Origin of the sequence: Brevundimonas denitrificans (assembly GCF_030160755.1) — a bacterium.
Classification (GTDB): Bacteria; Pseudomonadota; Alphaproteobacteria; order Caulobacterales; family Caulobacteraceae; genus Brevundimonas; species Brevundimonas denitrificans.
Genome location: NZ_BSOY01000119.1, coordinates 1 through 3,899, shown reverse-complemented (window position 1 = coordinate 3,899; position 3,899 = coordinate 1). Strand labels below are relative to the sequence as shown.

Here is a 3,899-nt window from a genome sequence, read left to right as displayed (position 1 = left end):
GACGGCGGCAGGGCGGCGCGGCGGCGCAGGTCGTCGAGGTCGGCGAAGGGACCCGCCTCCCGCGCCGCCATGATCGCCTCCGCCCAGACGCTCTTGAACCCGTCGATGGACCGCATGCCGAGGCGGAGGGCGCGGCGCCGGCGGCGCGGCCGGCGCTCCAGCGTGGCGTCCCAGTCGCTGGCGTTCACATCCGGGTGCCGCACCTCGACCCCGTGCTCGCGCGCGTCGCGGACGATCTGGGCCGGGGCGTAGAAGCCCATGGGCTGGCTGTTCAGCAGGCAGGCGGCGAAGACGTCCGGGTACAGCCACTTCACCCAGGCCGAGACATAGACCAGATGGGCGAAGGAGCAGGCGTGGCTCTCAGGAAAGCCGTATTCCCCGAACCCCTTGATCTGGTTGAAACAGTTCTGGGCGAAGTCGGCGTCATAGCCGCGCGCGATCATCCGCCCGACCATCTTCTCCTCGAAATCGCCGATGGTGCCGTTGTGCCGGAAGGTGGCCATGGCCCGGCGCAGGCCGTTCGCCTCCTCGCCGCTGAACTCGGCCGCGACCATGGCGATCTTCATCGCCTGCTCCTGGAACAGGGGCACGCCCAGGGTCTTGCGCAGCACATTGGCCAGTTCGTCCGGATCGGCGGCCGAGCCCGGCATGGAGAAGCGGTAGCTGCCCGGACCATGCCTCGCCTCGTGAGCCCGTCGCTCCATCCGTCGCTGCAGATAGGGATGCACCATCTTGCCCTGGATCGGGCCGGGCCGGACGATGGCGACCTGCACCACCAGATCGTAGAACTCCACCGGCCGCAGGCGCGGCAGCATGGACATCTGCGCCCGGCTCTCGACCTGGAAGACCCCGACCGAATCCGCCTTGCACAGCATGCGATAGACTCCGCGCCGTTCGGCCGGCACGGCGGCGGTGTCCGGCAGGGGCCGGCCATAGGTCTCGCCGATCATGCGGAACGCCCGCTTCATCGCCGTCAGCATGCCCAGCGCCAGCACATCGACCTTCATCAGCTTGAGGAAGTCGATGTCGTCCTTGTCCCATTCGATGAAGGTCCGGTCGGCCATCGCCGCATTGCCGATCGGCACGATCTCGATCAGCGGGGTCTGGCTCAGCACGAAGCCGCCGACGTGCTGGCTCAGGTGGCGTGGAAACTTGATCAGCTCGGCGGTCAGGTCGAGAGCCAGCCGCATCCGCACGTCGTCGCGGCTCAGACCGGCCCGGTCGACGTGCTCGTCCTTCACCTCCGAGCCCCATGAGCCCCAGACCGTGTCGGCCATGCGGGCGGTGACGTCCTCGGTCAGGCCCAGGGCCTTGCCCACGTCCCGAATCGCCGAGCGCGGCCGGTAGTGGATGATGGTCGCCACGATCCCCGCCCGGTCGCGGCCGTAGCGCTCATAGACGTACTGCATCACCTGCTCGCGCCGCTCGTGCTCGAAATCGACGTCGATGTCGGGCGGTTCGGAGCGGTTTGAGGAGATGAACCGCTCGATCAGCACCTCCTGCCGCGTGGGATCGACATTGGTGATGCCCAGACAGAAGCAGATTACCGAGTTCGCCGCCGACCCGCGCCCTTGGCACAGGATCGGATCGGGCCGTGACCGCGCCCAGGCGACGATGTCGTGGACGGTCAGGAAATAGGGGGCGTAGTTCAGTTCCTGAACCAGCCGGAGCTCTTTCAGAATGATCGCCCGGATGCGATCGGGCGCGCCGCCGGGCCATCGCGTCCGGGCCCCCTTCAGCGTCAGCCGCGCCAGCCAGCCCTGGGCGGAATAGCCCGGCGGGACCGGTTCGTCCGGATACTGGTAGCTGAGCTCCCGAAGCGAGAAGGTGCAGGCCCGCGCCACCGCCATGGTCCGCGCCAGCGCCGCCTCATGCCCCCGGAACAGCCGCGCCATCTGCGCCGGCGGCTTCAGATGGCGTTCGGCGTTGGCCTGCAGTCGACGCCCGGCCTTGTCGATGGTCGTCCCCTCACGGATGCAGGTCAGGACGTCCTGCAGCGTCCGCCGGTCGGGGTGATGATACAGCACGGCATTGGTCGCGATCATCGGCGCGCCCGTGCGATGCGCCATCGCCGCCAGCCGGTTGAGGCGCTTGCGGTCATCCCCGCGCCACAGCGGCGCCGCCGCCAGATAGAGGTCGTCCGGCCAGCGCCTTCGCCACGCTGCCAGCCGCGCCTCGAAGGCCGCGTCGGGCCGTTCCGGCGCGGGCGCCAGCGCGATCATCCCCTCGCCCATGGCCGCCGCCTGTTCGAAGCTCAGCCGCGTCTCGGCCTTTGCGATGCGTGTCTCCTCCCCATCCGCAGGATGGGGAGGTGGCGCGGCGCGAATACGCGCCGTGACGGAGGGGGGCCGCGCCTCTGCCCCTCCACCATCCTTCGCCTGCGGCTCCGGATGGTCCCCCTCCCCATCGCTGCGCGACGGGGAGGAGACGGAGAAGGCCTCGCTCTTGCCCAGCGACAGCAGCCGGCACAGGCGCCCCCAGGCGGCGCGGTCGCGCGGGAAGACGATCAGCTCCGTCCCGTCGGTGAAGCCCAGCCGCGACCCGACGACCAGCGGGATGTCGACGTCCTCCGCCCCCATCAGCGCCCGGACCATGCCCGCGAGCGTATTGCGGTCGGCCACCCCGACGGCGGCCAGGCCCAGCGACTTGGCCTGCATCATCAGCTCGCCCGGGTGCGACGCCCCTTCCAGAAAGCTGAAATTGGTCATGGCCCCGAGCTCGGCGTACCGGCCGTCCCAGGTCACGGCAGCACCCCGTGCATCCACCACGACGGCGCGCGTTCTTCCGGCGCGCCGGAATATTCGCGCCCATACAGCCCTTCGCGGAACAGCCAGTAGCGGCCGCCCGCGTCATCCTCGACGCGATAGTAGTCGCGCGTACGCACCTGCCGGTCGTCGGGGCGGGGCCGCCACCATTCGGGCGACAGCCGCTCGGGGCCGTCGGCGCGCGTCACCCGCCGCGACAGCCTGCGCCAGGTGAAGCGGGCCGGGGCGCCGTCGGGCAGTTCGGCGATGGCCTCGACCGGTTCGGGCGGGTCCAGCAGCAGGATGGGCCGGCGTCCCGTGTCGCCGTTCGCCGCCGCCGGCGACCGCCCCAGCGCCGGCCGCCACCGCTCGGCCCGTTCCGGAATCCAGCTGTCGACCGGCTCGGGCGTCAGCACCCGGTCCTCGCCCAGCCGCGCCGTCAGCCGGTCGATCAGGGCGGCCAGGCTCTCGGCCTGTTTCGCCTCGGCCTCGCTCTCCAGCGCGCCCTGCCGCGCCGTCATGGGCTCGATGGCGTCGGCGGTCAGCATCATGGCGTCGAGGCCGAAACCCAGCTCCAGCCGGCCCAGCCCCGCCTCGCGGAACAGCCGCAGCCAGATTCCGGCGTCCCGCCCCGGACGCCCCATGCGCACCGACAGGTGCGTCGTCCCGCCGTCCGAGCGGAAACCCGTCAGGGTCAGGGCCTTCGCCCCCTGCCCGTCCCGCACCAGCGGCGCGGCGAGGTCGGCGGCCAACTCGATCAGCCGCGCCTCCACGCCCTCGATATCCTCGACCGGCTCCATCCATGTCCGCCAGGCGCGGTATTTCGGCGGCGGCCGCACCGGCGTCAGGGCCTCGCCCGCGAAGCCCAGCGCCTGATCCAGCCGTTGGACCAGTCCCACACCGGCCCCGTCCCGGAACCGGCGCGCCAGCCCGGCGCGCGGCATGGGATAGAGGTCGCCGATCCGCTTCAGCCCGAACCGCCGCGCCTGCGTCAGGGTCCGGTCGTCGATCCGCAGGGCCTCGACCGGCAGGGGCGCCAGCCGGTCCCGGACCGTCTCCTCGTCTGCGATCGTCCCCTCGCCCTCCACTTCGCCCCCGGCCGCACCCCAGCGGGCCAGCGCCCAGGCCGCGCCGGGCGTCGGTCCCACGGCGACG

2 protein-coding genes are annotated in these 3,899 nt (G+C 71.5%); both read right to left on the bottom strand.

Annotated elements, in window-relative coordinates:
- Positions 1 to 2,744: error-prone DNA polymerase (locus tag QQJ79_RS15030; RefSeq protein ID WP_348521802.1), on the bottom strand; the 2,744-nt coding region annotated here is incomplete at its 3' end.
- The coding region (locus QQJ79_RS15025; protein ID WP_284223737.1) for a Y-family DNA polymerase at positions 2,741 to 3,899 on the bottom strand (1,159 nt) is incomplete at its 5' end. The genes QQJ79_RS15025 and QQJ79_RS15030, both read right to left, overlap by 4 nt.